This is a genomic window from Streptomyces sp. WZ-12, assembly GCF_028898845.1.
Taxonomy (GTDB): Bacteria; Actinomycetota; Actinomycetes; order Streptomycetales; family Streptomycetaceae; genus Streptomyces.
Genome location: NZ_CP118574.1, coordinates 4,535,766 through 4,553,596 on the forward strand (window position 1 = coordinate 4,535,766; position 17,831 = coordinate 4,553,596).

Annotated in this window: 13 protein-coding genes; 6 read left to right on the forward strand and 7 right to left on the reverse strand. The window is 72.7% G+C overall.

The genetic code is table 11. The annotated features are described in order from the left end of the window. Positions 1–106 precede the first annotated feature (106 nt). The 4 genes from PV796_RS19500 to PV796_RS19515 all read left to right on the forward strand — a co-directional run bounded on the left by PV796_RS19500 (position 107) and on the right by PV796_RS19515 (position 5,370). On the forward strand, positions 107–973 hold the full coding sequence (locus PV796_RS19500) for a M24 family metallopeptidase (RefSeq protein WP_274914578.1): 867 nt from the start codon (positions 107–109) through the stop codon (positions 971–973). A gap of 59 nt (positions 974–1,032) precedes the next feature. Continuing rightward, entirely contained in the window at positions 1,033–2,799 is a 1,767-nt protein-coding gene (locus PV796_RS19505; protein ID WP_274919132.1) for an SDR family oxidoreductase, read from the forward strand. Positions 2,800–2,907: 108 nt separating this feature from the next. Next, positions 2,908–3,825 (forward strand): metal-dependent hydrolase, encoded by a 918-nt coding sequence (locus tag PV796_RS19510; RefSeq protein WP_274914579.1) that lies wholly within the window; start codon positions 2,908–2,910, stop codon positions 3,823–3,825. A 366-nt stretch (positions 3,826–4,191) separates the two neighbouring features. Beyond that, positions 4,192–5,370: a MerR family transcriptional regulator gene (locus PV796_RS19515; RefSeq protein ID WP_274914580.1), complete on the forward strand. Its 1,179-nt coding sequence runs from the start codon at positions 4,192–4,194 to the stop codon at positions 5,368–5,370. Positions 5,371–5,526: 156 nt separating this feature from the next. Here the strand turns inward: PV796_RS19515 and PV796_RS19520 are convergent, their stop codons facing one another. Further along, positions 5,527–6,876, reverse strand: a complete 1,350-nt coding sequence (locus PV796_RS19520; RefSeq protein ID WP_274914581.1) for a carotenoid oxygenase family protein — start codon at positions 6,874–6,876, stop codon at positions 5,527–5,529. Further along, complete coding sequence (locus PV796_RS19525) at positions 6,873–7,463, reverse strand: hypothetical protein (protein WP_274914582.1); 591 nt, start codon at positions 7,461–7,463, stop codon at positions 6,873–6,875. The genes PV796_RS19520 and PV796_RS19525 overlap by 4 nt, the downstream gene beginning before the upstream one ends. 184 nt (positions 7,464–7,647) lie before the next feature. On the opposite strand from PV796_RS19525, the gene PV796_RS19530 reads away from it, so the two are divergent. After that, complete coding sequence (locus PV796_RS19530; protein WP_274914583.1) at positions 7,648–8,262, forward strand: PadR family transcriptional regulator; 615 nt, start codon at positions 7,648–7,650, stop codon at positions 8,260–8,262. Positions 8,263–8,427: 165 nt separating this feature from the next. Here the strand turns inward: PV796_RS19530 and pspAB are convergent, their stop codons facing one another. The 3 genes from pspAB to PV796_RS19545 form a co-directional block, all read right to left on the reverse strand. Next, the gene (gene pspAB, locus PV796_RS19535) at positions 8,428–8,991 is read right to left on the reverse strand and encodes a PspA-associated protein PspAB (protein ID WP_274914584.1); all 564 of its coding nucleotides are present in this window, start codon (positions 8,989–8,991) and stop codon (positions 8,428–8,430) included. 102 nt (positions 8,992–9,093) lie between these two features. Then, the gene (gene htpX, locus PV796_RS19540) at positions 9,094–9,993 is read right to left on the reverse strand and encodes a zinc metalloprotease HtpX (protein ID WP_274914585.1); all 900 of its coding nucleotides are present in this window, start codon (positions 9,991–9,993) and stop codon (positions 9,094–9,096) included. A 188-nt stretch (positions 9,994–10,181) separates the two neighbouring features. Further along, on the reverse strand, positions 10,182–11,078 hold the full coding sequence (locus tag PV796_RS19545) for an LLM class flavin-dependent oxidoreductase (RefSeq protein WP_274914586.1): 897 nt from the start codon (positions 11,076–11,078) through the stop codon (positions 10,182–10,184). 112 nt (positions 11,079–11,190) lie between these two features. Between PV796_RS19545 and PV796_RS19550 the strand changes: the two genes are divergently transcribed. Beyond that, a complete protein-coding gene (locus tag PV796_RS19550; RefSeq protein WP_274914587.1) occupies positions 11,191–12,135 on the forward strand; it encodes an HAD family hydrolase in 945 nt (314 codons plus the stop codon). A gap of 210 nt (positions 12,136–12,345) precedes the next feature. Here the strand turns inward: PV796_RS19550 and PV796_RS19555 are convergent, their stop codons facing one another. Then, positions 12,346–14,022 carry a sensor histidine kinase gene (locus tag PV796_RS19555; protein ID WP_274919134.1) on the reverse strand — a complete coding sequence of 559 codons (1,677 nt, stop codon included), beginning with the start codon at positions 14,020–14,022 and terminating at the stop codon, positions 12,346–12,348. A 176-nt stretch (positions 14,023–14,198) separates the two neighbouring features. Beyond that, a complete protein-coding gene (gene cydD, locus PV796_RS19560) occupies positions 14,199–17,831 on the reverse strand; it encodes a thiol reductant ABC exporter subunit CydD (RefSeq protein WP_274914588.1) in 3,633 nt (1,210 codons plus the stop codon).

Consider the following 17,831-nt stretch of genomic DNA (forward strand, 5'->3'; position numbering starts at 1 on the left):
TCGTCGGCACACACCCCTTGACGCAGCCGCCAGTCATTGTCACATTCATCAGTGGCAAGTTACGGGCACGTACCGCAATGGACCGCTCACGGACGGACGGTAGGCGATGGCCTCAGTCACCTCAGCGACCGCAGCAGCAACGGGAGGACTCACCACCGAGCTCAGGGGATTCCAGGAGGTCCAACGGCTCGCCTACGCCTGCGCGGAGGCGGTGGCCGCCCAGCTCAAGCCCGGGATCACCGAGCGCGCCGCGGCACGGATGCAGCGCGAGTGGCTGCGCGAGCGCGGAGTGCAGGACTGGTTCCACCTGCCGTTCGCGTGGTTCGGCGACCGCACCGCGTTCGTCAACTTCCGCGTGCCGCTCCAGTTCTTCCCGACCAATCGGCAACTGGAAGCGGGGATGCCGTTCATCCTCGACATGGCGCCGGTGCACAACGGCTTCACCGCCGACATCGGCTACTCCGGCTGCCTGGGCCTCAACCCCCTGCACGACCGGCTCCTCGCCGACCTGGAGGCACACCGCGAACTGATCCTGCGCGAGGTGCGCGAACGGCGCCCGCTGCGCGAGATCTACCAGGACGTCGACCGGCTGATGACCCGGCAGGGGTATGCCAACCGCCACCGCGCCTATCCCTTCGGCGTCATCGCGCACAAGGTCGACCGGGTCCGGCAGCGCAACTGGTCCCCCACCCTCTTCGGGTTCGGCACCCAGTCCCTCAAGGGCCTCGCCTCGGACGCGCTGCACGGCCACCGGGACGGCTGGTCCCCGCTGTGGAGCCCGTACCGCTTCTCCGACCACCCGCCGCAGCCCGGCCTGTGGGCGGTCGAACCCCACCTCGGCTTCCGGGGCACCGGGGCGAAGTTCGAGGAGATCCTGGTCGTGACGGACTCCAAGGACCCGCAGGAGAGCGCCTTTTGGCTGGACGACGATCTGCCGCACGTGCGGCGCTGGCAGGAGGAGAAGGCCGCGTGAAGACGGGACGTGGACGGGACGCGCAGCAGGGCCGCGAACGGGCGGACGGGGGGACGGCGGTGACCGCCGGGCTCCCGGAGGCCCGGGAGCGCCGGGTGCGCACCGGCGGGATCGAACTGTGCGTCGCCGAACTCGGCGATCCGGACCGGCCCACGGTGGTGCTGGTGCACGGCTATCCGGACAGCAAGGAGGTGTGGTCCGAGGTCGCCCGCGGCCTGGCCGAGCGCTTCCACGTGGTGCTCTACGACGTCCGGGGCTGCGGCCGGTCCACCGCACCGCGGCCGCTGCGCGGCGGCTTCACCCTGGAGAAGCTGACCGACGACTTCCTGGCCGTGGCGGACGCGGTCAGCCCCGATCGGCCGGTCCACCTCGTGGGCCACGACTGGGGCTCCGTCCAGTCCTGGGAGTTCGCCACCGTGCGGCGCACGGAGGGTCGGATCGCCTCCTTCACCTCGATGTCCGGGCCGTCCCTCGACCACTTCGGCCACTGGATCAAGAAGCGGATGGCCCGCCCCACCCCCGGGCGGACGGCCCAACTGCTGGGCCAGGGTGCCAAGTCCTGGTACGTCTACCTGCTGCACACGCCCGCGCTCCCCGAGCTCGCCTGGAAGGGCCCGCTCGGCAAGCGCTGGCCGAGCATCCTCCAGCGGGTGGAGAAGGTGCCCGACGGCGACTACCCCACCGCGTCGCTGCCCACCGACGCGGCGCACGGCGCCTGGCTGTACCGCGACAACGTCCGCGCCCGGCTGCGCCGCCCGCGCGCCGACGCCTACGCCCACTGCCCGGTCCAGCTCATCGTCCCCACCGGCGACGCGTTCCTCTCCCAGCGGCTCTACGACGATCTCGACCAGTGGGCGCCCGAGTTGGTGCGCCGCACGCTCCCGGCGAAGCACTGGGTGCCCCGCACCCGCCCCGACCAACTCGTCGCCTGGATCGATGAGTTCGTCACCGCCAAGGAGGAGGGCGATCCGGCGAAGGGCGTCGTGGCCACCGGCCCGTACGCCGATCGCTTCGGCGGCCAACTGGTGTTGGTGACCGGCGCGGCCAGCGGCATCGGCCGGGCCACCGCGTTCGCCTTCGCGGAGGCCGGTGCACGGGTCGTCGCCGTCGACCGGGACGCGGAGGGGGCGTCCCGGACCGCCGAGCTGGCGCGGCTGATCGGCGCACCGGAGGCGTGGGGCGAGGCCGTCGACGTCTCCGACGAGGCGGCGATGGAGAAGCTGGCCGACAAGGTCGACGCCGAGTACGGCCCCGTGGACGTGCTGGTCAACAACGCCGGCATCGGCCTGTCCGGCTCCTTCCTGGACACCACCACCGAGGACTGGAAGAAGGTCCTGGACGTCAACCTGTGGGGCGTCATCCACGGCTGCCGGATCTTCGGCGGGCGGATGGCAGACCGCGGCCAGGGCGGCCACATCGTCAACACCGCCTCGGCCGCCGCCTTCCAACCGTCCCGGATCCTGCCCGCCTACAGCACCTCCAAGGCGGCCGTCCTGATGCTCAGTGAGTGCCTGCGCGCCGAACTCGCCGGCCGGGGCATCGGCGTCACCGCCATCTGCCCCGGGCTGGTCAACACCGGCATCACCGGCACCGCCCGCTTCACCGGCGTCTCCGCCGAGGAGGAGAAGCGCCGCCAGGACAAGGCCGCGCGGATGTACGGGAAGCGCAACTACCCGCCGGAGAAGGTCGCCGACGCCATCCTGCGCGCGGTCGTCCGCAACCAGGCGGTGGTCCCGGTCACGCCCGAGGCGCATGGCGCCCGACTGCTGTCCCGCTTCACGCCGCGGGCGCTGCGGGCCCTCGCCCGCATCGAGCCCCCCATGTAGCCGGCCCACGCCACCCACAGCCCGCACCCGGTGTGCGTTCGGGCCACCCCGGCCCGAACGCCCGCCCCACGCCCACGGCCAGGAGAACCCGCACGTCAGGAGTCGCTGATGAGCACGCCCCACCCCCTGGAGCACCACCCCATCACACCCCGCCGGGTCGCCTTCGACTGGCGCGAGACGCCGCTGCACTGGATACCGGACGAACCCACCGCCACCCATGTGATCAACGTGCTGCACCTGCTGCTCCCCGCCGGCGAACGGTGGTTCGTCAAGGTCTTCAAGGAGGCCCTCCCCCTCGTCCGGGACGAGCAACTCCTCAAGGACGTCAAGGGGTTCATGGGCCAGGAGGCCACCCACAGCGTCCAGCACTCCTATGTTCTGGACCACCTGGCCCACCAGGGCCTCGACACCGCCCCCTACACCCGGCACGTCGACTTCCTCTTCGAGTACCTCCTGGGGGAGCGGCCTCCGTTCGGCACCCCGGTGCCCGAGCAGGAGTGGCTGCGCTTCCGGCTCGCCCTGATCGCCGCCATCGAGCAGTTCACCGCCGTGCTGGGCAACTGGGTGCTGGCCGCCGACGGCCTGGACCGCGTCGCCCCCGACCCGGTGATGCTCGATCTGCTCCGCTGGCACGGCGCCGAGGAGGTCGAACACCGGGCGGTCGCCTTCGACATGTACCAGCACACCGGCGGCGAGGAACCCGCCCGCTACGCCCGCCGGGCCCTGGCGATGGCCGTGACGGCGCCGGTCCTGCTCTACCTCTGGGCCTGGGGCGCGGCCTACCTCCTGCGCCACGATCCCCAACTGGCCACGCGCTCCCGCTACTCGCTGCGCCAGCACAACCGCGCCGTCCGCAGGGGCCTGCTGCCCACCTGGCGGGAGCTGGGCACGGCGATCCCCCGCTATCTCCGGCGCTCCTACCACCCCTCCCAGGAAGGCTCGCTCCGTGCCGCCCTCGCCTACCTGGCCTCCTCCCCGGCCGCCCGCACCGCAGCGGGCGCGGTGGGGCGCGCGGCTCTGCGGTGATGCGCGCACGCTCCGGCCCCGGTGCGGGCGGCCTGCCGGGCCGGGACGTGAGTGGTCGGGGCCGGGCCGCGGCGGGCGGGCCGCAGCCGTGACGGGCAAGCCCGGCCGTAACGGGCGGGGTTACGCCGTGGCCGACCTCCCGTAACGCAGCCGCGGCCGCCCCGCCCGGGTCCCCGCGGCAGCCGTATCGTGGCACCGCCAGACCCGGCCCATGCCGGGGCCGCTCGTGGCGGGGGCGCCGCCCGTGGCCCACCCGGCCTTCGGCACGGCCACCCCGTGGGCAACCGCCCTGCCGCCACCGCCCGGGGATGGCCGACCGGCCCACGGCCGCCTCGACGAGGTGGCCGCCCCGTAAGGAGCACCGCAGTGACGACCGAGCCGCCGACGGCCGAGTACCGCATCGAGGACCTGGCCCATCTCAGTGGCGCCACGGTCCGCACCATCCGCGCCTACCAGGACCGGGGGCTGCTGCCCCGCCCCGAACGGCGCGGCCGCGCCAACGTCTACGGCGCCGCCCATCTGGCCCGGCTGCGCCAGATCGCCGACCTGCTCGACCGCGGTTACACCCTCGCCAGCATCAAGGAGCTCCTCGAAGCCTGGGACGCCGGACGCGGACTCGACGGCGTCCTGGGCCTGGTCGCCGAGATTGACGGACCGTGGACCGACGAGAAGCCGACCCGCATCAGCCGAACCGACCTGGACACCGCCTTCGGTGGCGCCCCGAACGAACAGGCGGTCGCCGAGGCCGTCGAGTTGAGCGTGCTCGTACCCGTGCTCGGGCGGGACGACGAGTTCCTGGTCCCCAGCCCGCAGGAGCTCGCCGTCGCCATCGAGCTGTACTCGGCGGGCGTCCCGCTGTTGGCGATCTCCGGGCATCTGCGAGAGCTGCGCGGCCAGGTGGAGCACATCGCCTCCCGTTTCCTGGACTTCACCACCAAGCACGTCTTCCAGGCGTTCCTGGACCACCCGCCCACCGAGGCCGAGGCCGCCGAGGCCACGACGCTGGTGCGGCGGCTGCGCCCGCTGGCCCAGCAGACCGTCGACGCCGAACTCGCCCGCGCCATGCGCACACTGGCCAGCCGGTACATCCGCCACCACCTGACGGAGGCCCTGCCCGCCGACCAACGGGACCCGGTCGCCACCGCGCCGAACGGACCGGATGACGACCGCACCGCCACGGACGCCCGATGCCCCGCCGCGCCGGCGTCCCATGAGCCGGGCGACGGCGCACCGTCCGGTAAGCGGGCCGAGGCCGGGCGCGTCTCCCGGGCGACCGAGGCAGCGGCCAGCCCGCACCAGGGGGCCCGCCCAGTGAAGGCCGCGGCTTCCGGTCCCGTAGCGGACCCCCGTCCCACGACCGGCTCGGAGGCCGTGCTGCTGCCCGTCGAGGCGGTTCGGGCGGTGCGCGATCTGGTGGGTCCGGGGAACGCCGCCGCCTTTATCGCCGCCGCCGCACAGCGCGAGGTGCACGCCCGCGCCATGGACGCCCTGACCGCCGAAGCGCACGGCCCCGGGGCCGCGGCGGAGGACGCCCCGGGACACTGAGCTGCCCCGGGCGGCCAACCGCCGGCACCCGGCCCCGCCTCCCGCCGGGACGCGGCGGCCAGCGGCGACCGCCGGCCGTGCCCCGCATGCTTCCCTCTCCAGTTGTCAAGGATCGAGCCGGACGCCGCGCCCGCCCGGCCACCCCGACGGGTTCTCTCAAGCGGCCGGGTCCGGGAGCCAGTTGCCGTGGAATCCGTAAGGCACCCGGCGGGGTAGGGACACCGTGGCGACCGGGCCGGCGGTGATGTCCTCCGCGTCGAGGACCACCAGATCGCTGGTGTCGGTGGTCGCGTCATAGACGTAGGTGATCAGCCAACCCGGTCCGCCCGGCCGGTCGTCGGCCGGGGCGAACGCCGCCTCGCCCGGGGTGCGGCCCGGGCCGAAGTCATGGCGGGCCGTCGCGCCGGTCCACAGGTCATAGCGGATCAGGGCCCCGGGTATCGCGCCGGTCCCCGGTACCTCGGCGGCCGTGACATGGCCGAAACGGGCGGGCTGACCCGCGAGCCGGTCGTCTATCCGCGGGAACTCGCCCACCTGGTCGTCGATTTGCTCCTCGGTCACGGTGCCGGCCGCGAGATCGATCGTCCAGCGCCACAGGCAGGGCGGCGCCGGGGCGTCCAGCGTGGCGTACCGGGATACGTAGAGGACGATCCGCTGGTCACCGTCGTCATGGGCGTTCAGCGAGTGGAAGACGTAGCAGGGGTCAATGGCCAGCCAGCGGACCTCGCCGTAGGGGTCGTCGCGGCGCAACACCCCCAGACGGGCCCCGTATTCGGGATCCCAGCCGTACGGCATGCCGGGGCGGCCGCGGTCGTGGACCATCGGCAGGTCCATGAAGACGACATGGCGGGCCGTCAGATGGAAGTCATGCATCATCGTGGCGGCGGGCACCTCGATGGGTCGGCTGACCGTCAACTCCCCTGCCGCGTCCGCGCGGTGGTAGGTCAGATAGGGCGGTGCGCCGCTGCCGTAGCCGAAGAAGTGCAGCTCACCGGTGAGGGGGCAGGTCTTGGGGTGGGCGGTCATGGCGGTGGTGAGCCGGCCGCCGAAATCGTGGGGACCGAGGGTCTCCAGCTCGTGCCCCGGACGGCAGTCGATTTCGCAGGGGAAGGACGACTCGACCAGCGCCAGCGTGCGCCCGGCGTGCCGGACGACATGGGTGTTGGCCACGCCGGCCGCCAGATTGCGGTGCCCCTGGGCATCGACGACGGGGATGCCGTCGGTGAACGTCGAGGTGCGGACCCAGCGGTTGCGGTAGGAGATGGCCCGGCCGCCCTCCAGGCGCACGCCGTGGACCATGCCGTCCCCGAAGAACCAGTGCGGGCTGGCGGCGTCCCGCGGGTTGGGGCCGTTGCGCAGGTACCACCCCGTGAGCTCCGGCGGGATGGCACCGGTGACCGGGAGGTCGTGGGCGGTCAGTTCGTCGGTGACCGGGGCGAAGTTGCCGGCCAAGTGCCGTGGCGGGGCGGGGGATTCGGAAGCCGAGGCGGACGGTGTGGTGGTCATGCGGCGATATCTCCCTGGATGTCGAGCTGCGCTACGGACCGTTGCAGGAAGCGGGCCCGGGCGCGCTCCGGGTATGCGGCGGTGAAGCGGGCGGGAAGGGCGAACCCGGCGAGCTGCACGAGGATCGAGAAGACGGGACTCAGGCCATCGGCGACTATGACCACCTGGGCGATCGCGGACAAGGTGAAGGACAGGGACCAGGCCGCGGTGATCACGACGTTGACGCGGCGGAACAGCGGGCTGTGCCAGACCTCGGGCGGGGCCATGCGGCGGGCGATCGCCACGGTGAAGGGGCGCCGGACGGCGATCGACACCCAGGAGACGAGCGCCAGCCAGCCCATCGAGAGTGCGCCGCTGTATGCCTTGAGGGCGCTGTCGGGATGAGTGAAGGCCAGGACGGAGAGGGCGGCGAAGTAGAGGAGCGTGCCGTACTCCAGCAGCCGGGCTTCCAGCGAGAACCCCGCGGCACGGTCCGCTATCAGCAGCGCCACACAGGTCAACAGCCCGGCGAGCGCCCCCCACTGCCAGCCGATCGCGGACACCCCCGCCAAGACCAGCCACGGCACGAAGCCCCGCAGATAGCTCATGATTCCCCCCTTGTTCGCGACCGACCACGGTCGGCGGCCGTTCATTCCTGCGCCGGGCCGCGGTCGCGACCGCAACGCGGGCCCCGGGCTCGGGCCTCCCCGCCCAGCGATATTCCAACTGTGACATGTCGAGATTGGAAAGTCCAGCTTTGACGTGTCAGTTGTGGAAGGTAATGTGCGCTTCATGAGCCTGAGACACGCGGTGCTGGGTCTGCTCGCCGAATCCCCGGCCAGCGGCTACGACTTGATGAAGCTGTTCAACGCCTCGCTGAGCAGCGTCTGGCCGGCGACCCAGAGCCAGGTGTACGGCGAGCTCAGCAAGCTCACGGCGGCCGGCCTGGTGGAGGTCACCGCCCACGGTCCGCGCGGTCGCAAGGAATACGCGATCACCGACGACGGTCTGGGGGAGCTGCGCCACTGGCTCACCGATGTCGCGCCCACCGGCGTCCAGCGCCACGACGGCCTGTTGAGGGTGTTCTTCCTCGGCATCCTCACGCCGCTTGAGGCACAGACGTATCTGCTCACGCAGGCCGAGAACGCCGCCCGAGCGCGCACCGGGTACGAGGAGACTGACCGCACCTCGGAGTGGGACGACGAGATGATCTCCGTCTACGGGCGGATCGCGCTCGAATACGGCCTGCGAATGACCGCGACGATGGAGGAGTGGGCCCGCTGGGCCGCCGACGAGGTGACCAGCGCCAAGGCCGAGAAGGCCAGCGAACTGGCCCGCGCGCAGCACGGCGGGGAGCGGCAGAAGCAGGATGGAAAGCCGGAGGCGGAGCAGCGCCCCACGGGGTGAGGGCCTCGCCGGACGTGCGTCGCCGTGCGCCGGACCGGATCGGCATCGCCTCGACGCACGGGGCTGGGCGCCGGCGACCGAGCCACCCGAAGCGGTCGCGCGACACGCATTCCCCTTCTCCCTGGCGGGAGTTGACGGACGTGGTCGCCGGCAACGGCAGGCGGGTCAGAGTCCCGGTGCCCCCCACACGGGGAACCACCGGGCGAGATCCTTCTCGATGGTCAGATCGTTCCCGAGCATCGCCCGCACCTGGAGTTCGAGCGGATTGTCGCGCTTCTCGTCACCATCGGGCCGGGGCGCGAACGGGTAGAACGTGCCGCGCTTGTAGAGGTAGACCAGCGCCAGCGACCGCTGCCGCGCATCGCGGAAGCCGAGCAGCGAGCACAGCAGTTGCGGCCCGAACCCCGCCTCTTCCAGGGAGGTGTTGACCGCGTGGAGGTCGTTGACGACGCCCGCCACGTCCTCCGGCGCGTGCCGCACCAGCAGCCACGTATAGCCGTAGGCGTCCTGCGTGAACTCCACCGAACCGTCCAGGAGCGCACGCGCCTCCTCCTGGATCCGCGAGAAGGCGCCGCCCTCCACGCTCGCGAAGCACACCGACCCGAGCCCGGTGGGGGTGAAGTCGGCCGCGGCCTGGAGGGTGACCGCGGCCGACGGCAGCGCGAAGAGCTGATCCAGATCCGGGCGTACCGGCTTGCTACGGCCGAGGATGGCGTCCAGAAATCCCATGCGCGGCTTACTCCTTGATTCGTTGCTGCGAGGGCGTCGTGGGATGTTTCACGGGAAACATCGCCACCCGCCGACCTCCGTCGTCCCGCCGGGCGCTGCCGCTCACGGCCGCCCCAACTCCGCCGCTATCCGGCCGAGCTGGTCGAGCCGCTGCTCCAACGTGGGGTGCGAGGACAGCAGTTGGTTGAAGCTCTCCTTGTTGAACGCAGGGGCGAAGTAGAAGGCGTTGAACGGCTGGGCCTTGCGGAGGTCCTCGGTCGGGATCCGTGCGATCTGGCCGGTGACCTTCGTCAGGGCGGAGGCCAGCGCCGAGGGGCGGCCGGTCAGCAGGGCGGCGGCCCGGTCCGCGGACAGCTCGCGGTAGCGCGAGAGCAGCCTGGTGAGCAGGAAGCTGATGGCGTAGACGACGACGCTGACGGCGGTGACGACCAGCACGGCGATGGCGGCGTTCTGGTCCCGGTTGTTGCGGCCCACGCCGCTCCACAGGGCGGCGCGGGTGATGATGCCGGCCAGGACGCCGAGGAACGAGGCGATGGTCATCACCGCGACGTCGCGATGGGCGACATGGGAGAGCTCATGGGCCAGCACGCCCTCCAGTTCCTCCGGCTCCAGCCGCCTGAGCAGGCCGGTCGTGGCGCAGACCATGGAGTTCTTCTGGTTACGGCCGGTGGCGAAGGCGTTCGGCACGTCCGACTCGGCGATCGCCACCCTCGGCTTGGGCATGTCGGCCAGCGCACACAGCCGGTCCACGGCGCCGTGCAGTTCGGGTGCCTGCTCCGGCGTGACCTCGCGCGCGCCCATGCTGAAGGCCGCGATCCGGTCGCTGTACCAGAACTGCGCGATGAACATGGCCCCCGCGATCAGCAACACCACCACCCAGGCGCCCTTGAGCAGCACCACCAACGCGCTGACGACCACGACGTACAGCAGTCCGATGAAGAACATCGTCATGACCATGCGCGAGGTCAGCCCGCGGTCCGGGGCGAATCGGGTCTGTGCCATGGCTCCTCCACAACGCACCGCACTTCGCGCAGTGCCCCGGCCCGGTCACCCGCTGTCCTCGCGCGCACCGGGCCCCACACACTGCGCCGCTGCCCTAATTCTCCCTCTTGATGGCTATATACCGGGTAAAGCCTCGGCCGGATACCGAGGTGAACCAGGGCGCACGGACTGACGTCCTGGATGTACCGCTAGGCGCCGAGCTGTGCCAGCCCCTCGGTGGCAATCCGCTCGAAGACCGCCGGATCGGCGGCGAAGATCGAATCGGCGATCGGCCAGTGGATCACCAGCTCGTCGATGCCCAACTCGGCGTGCCGGCCGGCGAAGTCCACGAAGGCGTCCAGGGAATCCAACGGCCGGTCCGGGGTGAAGCCGGTCAGCATGATCTTCCGCAGTTCGCCGAGGTCCCGGCCCTGGTCGGCGCACGCCTTCGCCAGCCCCTCGATCTGCCCGCGGATGGCGTCACGGGACTCCTCCGGCGTGCCGCCCGCGTTCGAGACCTTGGGGTCACCGGTCGTCACCCACGCCTGGCCGTGGCGGGCCGCCAGCTTCAGCCCGCGGGGGCCGGTGGCCGCCACCGCGAACGGCAGCCGCGGTCGCTGCACGCAGCCGGGGACGTTGCGCGCCTCGTCGGCGGAGTAGTGCGTGCCCTCGTACGTGACGGCGTCCTGGGTCAGCAGCCGATCCAGCAGGGCGGTGAACTCGGCGAAGCGGTCGGCCCGTTCACGCGGCGACCAGGGCTCCTGGCCGAGCGCCGTCGCGTCGAAACCGTTGCCGCCGGCGCCGATGCCCAGCGTGACCCGGCCCTGGCTGATGTCGTCCAGCGAGATCAGTTCCTTGGCGAGGGTGACCGGGTGGCGGAAGTTCGGCGAGGTGACGAGGGTGCCCAGGCGTATCCGGGAGGTCGCGGCGGCGGCCGCGGTCAACGTCGGGAGGGCGCCGAACCACGTGAGGTCGCGGAAGCTCCGCCAGGACAGGTGGTCATAGGTGTACGCGGCGTGGAAACCCAGCTCCTCGGCGCGCTGCCACGCCTCCTTCCCGCCCTCGGACCAACGGCGGACGGGCAGGATCACAGTGCTCAGTCGCATGTCCCCGAGCGTACGGGGCTCCCGCGGAAGCCCCGTACGGCCACGTCTCGCCCCGGGCTCGTGCGGGCCACCCACCGCATGCCCCTACGTACCGGTACGCGAAGATGAGCCCGTGACTGATGCCTCCGCCACGCCGCCCCGGCCCATCCGGCTGATCGCCACCGACCTCGACGGCACGCTGCTGCACGACGACAAGAGGGTCTCCGACCGGACCATCGCCGCGCTGGCCGCCGCGGAGGAGGCGGGCATCGAGGTGTTCTTCGTCACCGGGCGGCCGGCCCGCTGGATGGACGTGGTCAGCGACCATGTGCACGGCCACGGCCTGGCGATCTGCGCGAACGGCGCCGCCGTCGTCGATCTGCACCGGGGCAACCGGATCGTGGAGGTCAGCCCCCTCGACCAGAAGGTGGCGCTCGACGTCGTCCACGCCCTGCGCGAGGCGGCCCCCGGCTCCTCCTTCGCCGTCGAGCGGACCGGCGGCATCCACTACGAGCCGCAGTACCCGCCCTTCCTCCTCGACCCGGCCGCGGTGATAGCACCGGCGGAGGAGCTGCTCTCCGAGGATTTCACCGCGCCGTCGTGCCCCGCTCCGGAGGACGGCGCCGGCACGGACGGCCCCTTCTCGGCCGACGCCGAGGCAACCGGATCGGACGCGGGAACCGCGGCGGTCGACGGCGCCGAGCAGCCCGTGCTCAAGCTGCTGGCGCACCACCCCGACCTCGACCCCGACGCCTTCCTCACGCTGGCCCGAGCCACCGCGGGCCACCTGGCGTCCTTCACCCGGTCCAGCCCCACCGCCCTCCTGGAGATCAGCGGCCTGGGCGTCAGCAAGGCCGGCACCCTCGCCCGCTGTTGCGCGGAGCGGGGGATCGCGCCGGACGAGGTCGTCGCCTTCGGAGACATGCCGAACGACATCGAGATGCTCACCTGGGCCGGCACCTCGTATGCCATGGCCAACGCCCACCCCGACGTGCTGGCGGTCACCACCCACCGCACGGAGTCCAACAACGACGACGGCGTCGCCCTCGCCATCGAGCGGATTCTTCAGGAGCGTTGAGCCGCCGCCGGAAACGACCGGAGAGTCGCCGGGAGAGGCGACAATCGTGGTTTCACGTGAAACCACAGGCGGACAGGGCAGGTTGAGTTGTTTCACGTGAAACGGCACGCCATTCTCCAGCGCCTTCGTTTCACGTGAAACGCGTCAACTCCCGGAAAAGGGCGATGGTTTCACGTGAAACCGCGCCTGGCCGGCCAAGGCCCCGCTCCCTCACCGCGGCGCCTCCCACCTCACCATCGTCCCCCCGCCGCCCTCGCCCAGCCCGGGCCCGTAGGTGCTCGAACCGCCCAGCGACTCCGCCCGCTTGGCGAGGTTCTTCAGACCGCTGCGGCGACCGCCCTCCGCGATCCCCACCCCGTCGTCCGCGACGGTCAACCGGACTCCGGGGGTGCCGTCCGGCAAGCTGATCGTCGCGTCCACCACCACCTCGATCCGGGTCGCCCCGGCGTGCCGGAAGGCGTTCGACAGCGCCTCGCGCAGCGCGGCGATCAGGTTCTTCCCGGCCAGTTCGCTGACCTTGGCATCGACCGGACCGAAGAACTGCGCCGAGGGCTGGAAGCCGAGCGGCACGGCGGCGGTGCCGATCTCCCGCAGGACCCGGGTCTGTAGCCCCGACGGCGCCTCGGCGGGGCTCTGTTGAAGGGCGAAGATCGCGGTCCTGATCTCCTGGATGGTGATGTCGAGTTCGTCGATGGCCTTGCCGACGCGGCCCGCTACTTCCGGCACCACGGTTCGGCGCTGGGCGCTCTCCAGCACCATCCCCGTCGCGAACAGCCGCTGGATCACGAGGTCGTGCAGGTCGCGGGCGATCCGGTCGCGGTCCTCGAAGACCGCCAGCCGCTCCCGGTCGCGCTGGGCGTCGGCCAGCACCAGCGCCAGCGCGGCCTGTGCGGCGAACTGCGTGGCCAGGGTCCGCTCGGCGGCGGAGAACGGGCGGGCGCCGCGGGCCCGTGGCGTGGCGAGGGTGCCCAGCACCCGCCCCCCGCTCTTGAGCGGCAGCATCATGCTCGGCCCGTAGCGCGGCGCGAGGTTGGTGACCATCCGCGGATCGCTGGCCGAATCGTCCACGAACACCGGGTCCCCGGCGAGGAGTTGCTCGGTCACGGGGCTGTCCCGCGGGATCTGGGTGCCGATGATCCCGGTCGGGTCGTCGGCCGACACCGCAACGATCTCCAACCCGCCGTCCTCGTCGGGCAGCAGTACGATGCCGGCCGCCGAATCCGCCAGCTTCCGGGCCTGCTCGGCGACCACCGCGAGCGCGTCATCGACGTCGCTGCCGGCGAGCAGCTCGGTGGTCACCGCCACCGAGCCGTCGATCCACCGCTCCCGGTGCCGGGCCGCCGCGTACAAGCGGGCGTTGCCGATCGCGATGCCCGCCTCGGTCGCCAGTACCCGCACCATGTGCAGGTCCTCTTCGCTGAACTCCCCGCCGCGCTTCTCGGTCAGATAGAGATTGCCGAAGATCTCGCCCTGGACGCGGATCGGGACACCCAGGAACGAGCGCATCGGCGGGTGACCCGGCGGGAACCCGGCCGAGCGCGGGTCCTTGGTGAGATCGGCCAGCCGCACCGGCTTCGGATCGTGGATCAGCGCGCCGAGCAGGCCCTTGTGTCCGTCGGGCAGCGCGCCGATCCGCTCGTGCTGCTCCCCGGTCACGCCGTAGGTCACGAAGTCCGACAGCCCCTCCCGGGCGTCGTCGATGATCCCGATCGCCGCATAGCGCGCATGGGCGAGCTCGGCGGCGGTCTCCACGATCCGGTCCAGCGTGATGTGCAGGTCCAACCCCGCGCCGATGGTGCGCATCGCCTCCAGCAACTGCGGCACCCGCGCGGTCAGCTTGGACGACAGCCCCTGGAGGCTGCGGGTGGCCTCAGTGGCGGCGTCCATGGGGTCCGGGTGCTCGCCGCTGCGCGCGGGGTCCGCGGGGTCTGGAGGCGATCCTGCCGTGGCTGCCATGCCCCGAGCCTAATAAGGGCGCATTTCAGAGGAAAGCTCAGTTATGCGACACCGTCCGGTGGGGCGGTGGCCCGGGCGACGGCGCACGCCGCTGCCCCGCCCCCGCCTCACGCGGACGCGGGCACCCCGGCGAGCTCACGGCCTCCGGCGGACACCATCCGCGGGTACGCCGCGTCCACCGCCCGCTCGCGCTCCAGCATCCGCCGGAACGGACCGTCGGCCGCGGCCAGCTCCGCGTAGGTGCCGCGCTGCGTCACCCGGCCCCGGTCCAGGACGAGCACCTCGTCGACCGCGTCCAGACCGGCGAGCCGATGCGTGATCAGCAGCGTCGTCCGGCCCTCGGTGGCGGCCAGCAGATCGGCGGTCAGCGCGTCGGCGGTGGCCAGGTCGAGATGTTCCGCGGGCTCGTCCAGCACCAGCACCGGGAAGTCCGCGAGCAACGCGCGGGCCAGGGCCAACCGCTGCCGCTGGCCGCCGGACAGCCGCGCGCCGTGCTCCCCGACCATGGTGTCCAGCCCGTCGGGCAGCCCGCGCACCCAGTCCGCCAGCCGCGCCCGGCCGAGCGCCTCCCAGAGGTCCTGGTCGTCCGCGGTGCCCGGGCTGCCGCCGCGGTCCCGCCGGGCCAGCCGGAGGTTCTCCCGCAGCGAGCTGTCGAAGAGGTGCGCATCCTGCGCGCACAGCCCGACCAGCCGCCGGACCGCCTCGCCGGCCAGTTCCTCGGCGTCCGTCCCGGCCAGCGTGTACGCCCCCGACTCCCGGTCCAGGAAGCGCAGCAGCACCTGCGCGAGCGTGGTCTTGCCAGAGCCGGACGGCCCGACGACGGCGAGCCGGCGGCCCGGGGCGAGCGTGAGGTCGACGCCGTCCAACGCCGGGACCTCCTGGCCGGGGTGACGTGCGGTCAGTCCGTTCAGGACCAGCGGGAACGGCGTCGCGGGCGCGGTCGTCGGGGCGTCCGGCTCGCGGACCGGCGCCGGGGCGTCCAGCACCTCGAAGACCCGCTCGGCGGCGTGCCGGGTGCGCCGGCGGTACTGCGCGGCCAGCGGCAGACCGGCCACCGCCTCGAACGCGGCGAGCGGGACCAGCACGATCACGGCCAGTTCCACGCCCGCCAGCCGGCCCGCGTGCACCCCCTGGATGCCGACCACCGCGGCGGCGGCCACGGTCAGCCCGCACAGCAGCGCCGACAGCCCGGCGCCGGCACCGGCCGCGGCGGCCGAGCGGGACGCGATCCGGGTCAGGTCCCGGTCAGCGCGGCGCACCGCCTCCGTACGGGCCCCGAGGGCACCGGCGACCGTCAACTCGGCGGTCCCGGTGAGGAGATCGACGACGCGGGTGGCGAGCGTCCCGCGGGCCGGCGCAAGTCGCCGCTCCGCGCGCCGCGCCAGCGCACTCGACAGCGCCGGCACCGCGGCACCGGCGAGCAGCAGCCCGACGGCGAGGATCACCCCGGCCTCCAGTAGCAGCCAGCCGGTGAAGGCGACGGTGCCCGCGCCGACCACCACCGCCGCCCCGACGGGCAGCAGCCAACGCAGGAAGTAGTCCTGCACCGCGTCGACATCGGCCACCAGCCGCGACAGCAGATCGCCGCGGCGGCGCTCCTTGAGCCCGGCCGGCGCCAGGCGCTCCAGCCGCCGGAAGACGGCCACCCGTACATCGGCCAGCATCCGGAACACCGCGTCGTGCGCCACCAACCGCTCCGCGTACCGGAACACCGCCCGGCCGATGCCGAACGCCCTGGTCGCGGTCACCGCCACCATCAGATAGAGCACCGGCGGCTCCTGCGAGGCCCGCGAGATCAGCCAGCCGGAGGTCGCCATCAGTCCGACCGCGCTGCCCAGCGCCAGGCTGCCGAGCAGCAGCGCCAGCCCGAAGCGCGCCCGCCGGGCCCGGGCCAGGCCGCGCAGCCGCCGCAACGCGGAGCGCGGCGCCGAAACCGGGGCGGAAACGGGCCCGGTATCGCCGGCCGGCACCGTCCCGGATTCCGCCACCGGGCCCGGCTCGGCCGGAACCTCCGGGGCACCGGCCGCCGGCGCCTTCGCGGCCACCGGTTCCGCCGTCCCTGTGCCCTCCTCCGGCGCCACCAACCGCACCGTCCGGTCGGCCATCGCCAGCAGCGCCGGCCGGTGGACCACCATCAACACCGTCCGCCCGGCCGCGAGCCGGCCGACGGCCTCGACCAGCGCCTGCTCGGTCTCGCCGTCCAGATTGGCGGTGGGCTCGTCGAGCAGCACGATCGGGCGGTCAGCGAGGAAGGCCCGGGCGAGCGCGATGCGCTGCCGCTGGCCGGCGGAGAGCCCGGCGCCGGACTCCCCGAGCCGGGTGGCCGCGCCGGCGGGCAGGGCGTCGACGAAGTCCAGCGCCCCGGCCTCGTCCAGGGCGGCGCGGACCGCGGCGTCATCGGCGTCCGGCCGCACCAGTCGGACGTTCTCGGCGATGGAGCCGGCGAAGAGGTGCGGATGCTGCGGCACCCAGGCGATCCGGCGGCGCCAGTCGTCGGGGGAGAGGCCGGCGATATCCCGCCCGTCGACGCGGACCCGCCCCTCGGACGGCTCGGTGAAGCCGAGCACCACGCTCAGCAGCGTGGACTTGCCGGCGCCGGAGGGCCCGACCAGGGCAACGGTCTCGCCGGGCCGGACCTCGAAGGAGGTCGCCGGCAGCGAGGCGGCGGCGCGGCCGGGATGGCGGACCACCAGCCCCTCGACGGACAGCCCGGTGCCCTCGGGCGCGGGCGCGGTGCCGGGCGTCCGCGGCCGGGTCTCCAACACGGCGAAGATCTCCTCCGCCGCCGAGAGCCCCTCGGCCGCGGCGTGGTACTGCGCCCCCACCTGCCGCAGCGGCAGATACGCCTCGGGCGCCAGCACCAGCACCATCAGCCCCGTGTAGAGGTCGAGTTCACCGTTCACCAGGCGCATGCCGATGCCGACCGCGACCAGGGCCACGGAGATGGTGGCGAGGAGTTCGAGGGCGAAGGACGAGAGGAACGCGATCCGCAGGGTGCGCAGGGTGGCCCGGCGGTACTGGCTGGTGATCGCGCGGATGGAGGCGGCCTGGGCCTTGGCCCGGCCGAAGACCTTCAGCGTCGGCAGCCCCTCGACGACGTCGAGGAAGTGCCCGGACAGCCGGGACAGCAACCGCCATTGGCGATCCATCCGCGACTGGGTGGCCCAGCCGATCAGGACCATGAAGAGCGGGATCAGCGGCAGGGTGATGACGATGGTCAGCGCGGAGATCCAGTCCCCGGTGACGATCCGGGCCAGCACCGCGACCGGCACCACGACCGCCAGCCCCAACTGCGGCAGATAGCGGGCGAAGTAGTCGTCCAGGGCGTCGATGCCGCGGGTGGCCAGGGTCGTCAACTCCCCGGTCCGCAGCTCCAGGTTGCCGGTGTCCGCGGTGCCCTCGGCGCGGCGGACCGCCACCCCCGGGCCCAACTCCGCGGCCCGCGCGAGCAGCCGCATCCGCAGCTCGGACTTGACCGAGGCGCTGGCGCGGTGCGCGGCCAGCTCCGTGAGCCAGGAGACCAGCCCCCGACCCACGGAGACCGCGGCGAGCAGCGCCACCGGCGTGGCCAACGCGCCGAGCGGACGGCCGTGTTGGAAGGCGCCGACCACGATCTCCGCGATGAGCATGGCCTGTCCGATGACCAGGCCCGCTCCGGCAAGCCCGAGCACCACCACCGCGACGAGGAATCCCCGGGTGGCGCGGGCGTATCGGAGCAGACGCGGGTCGATCGGTTTCAC

Bases quoted from the DNA above. Each gene is read 5' to 3' on its own strand.
- PV796_RS19530 (WP_274914583.1), top strand. From the start codon at position 7,648: ATGAGCCTGAGACACGCGGTGCTGGGTCTGCTCGCCGAATCCCCGGCC.
- htpX (WP_274914585.1), bottom strand. From the start codon at position 9,993: ATGGCACAGACCCGATTCGCCCCGGACCGCGGGCTGACCTCGCGCATG.
- PV796_RS19520 (WP_274914581.1), bottom strand. From the start codon at position 6,876: ATGACCACCACACCGTCCGCCTCGGCTTCCGAATCCCCCGCCCCGCCA.
- PV796_RS19525 (WP_274914582.1), bottom strand. From the start codon at position 7,463: ATGAGCTATCTGCGGGGCTTCGTGCCGTGGCTGGTCTTGGCGGGGGTG.
- PV796_RS19500 (WP_274914578.1), top strand. From the start codon at position 107: ATGGCCTCAGTCACCTCAGCGACCGCAGCAGCAACGGGAGGACTCACC.
- PV796_RS19545 (WP_274914586.1), bottom strand. From the start codon at position 11,078: ATGCGACTGAGCACTGTGATCCTGCCCGTCCGCCGTTGGTCCGAGGGC.
- pspAB (WP_274914584.1), bottom strand. From the start codon at position 8,991: ATGGGATTTCTGGACGCCATCCTCGGCCGTAGCAAGCCGGTACGCCCG.
- PV796_RS19510 (WP_274914579.1), top strand. From the start codon at position 2,908: ATGAGCACGCCCCACCCCCTGGAGCACCACCCCATCACACCCCGCCGG.
- PV796_RS19555 (WP_274919134.1), bottom strand. From the start codon at position 14,022: ATGGACGCCGCCACTGAGGCCACCCGCAGCCTCCAGGGGCTGTCGTCC.